Source organism: Methylobacterium organophilum (assembly GCF_022179465.1).
GTDB classification, from domain to species: Bacteria; Pseudomonadota; Alphaproteobacteria; order Rhizobiales; family Beijerinckiaceae; genus Methylobacterium; species Methylobacterium organophilum.
In genome coordinates this window covers 1-620 of the sequence record NZ_BPQV01000026.1, presented here as the reverse complement: position 1 = coordinate 620, position 620 = coordinate 1, and the positions used below count along the sequence as shown (strand labels likewise).

Below are 620 nucleotides of genomic sequence, written 5' to 3'. Positions count from 1 at the left end.
GACCGGGTGGTGTGGGATGTCGGGCACCAGTGCTACCCGCACAAGATCCTGACCGGTCGGCGCGACCGGATCCGCACGCTGCGCCAGGGCGGGGGCCTCTCGGGCTTCACCAAGCGGAGCGAGAGCGAGTACGACCCCTTCGGCGCGGCGCATTCCTCGACCTCGATCTCGGCCGCCCTCGGCATGGCGGTGGCGCGCGACCTCTCGGAAGCCGAGGCCAAGGCCTCGGGCGCCGAGCCGCCCAAGCGCCGCAACGTGATCGCGGTGATCGGCGACGGCTCGATGTCGGCGGGCATGGCCTACGAGGCCATGAACAATGCCGGCGCGCTGCATTCGCGCCTGATCGTGATCCTGAACGACAACGACATGTCGATCGCCCCGCCGGTGGGGGCGATGTCGGCCTATCTGGCGCGGCTGGCCTCGGGGGGCACCTACCGGAGCTTGCGCGAGACCGCCAAGCAGCTCGGCAAGCTCCTGCCCAAGGCGCTCTACGAGCGGGCGGTGCGGGCGGAGGAATATGCCCGCTCCCTGGTGGTCGGCTCGGGCACGATGTTCGAGGAGATGGGCTTCTACTATGTCGGCCCGGTCGACGGGCACAATCTCGACCACCTGCTGCCGGT

Annotated in this window: 1 protein-coding gene; it reads left to right on the top strand. The window is 69.8% G+C overall.

Going from position 1 to position 620, the window contains the following annotated elements:
- Positions 1-620 (top strand): 1-deoxy-D-xylulose-5-phosphate synthase N-terminal domain-containing protein (locus tag MFF21_RS23680; protein WP_283206557.1); only part of this gene is annotated, 620 nt, incomplete at both ends.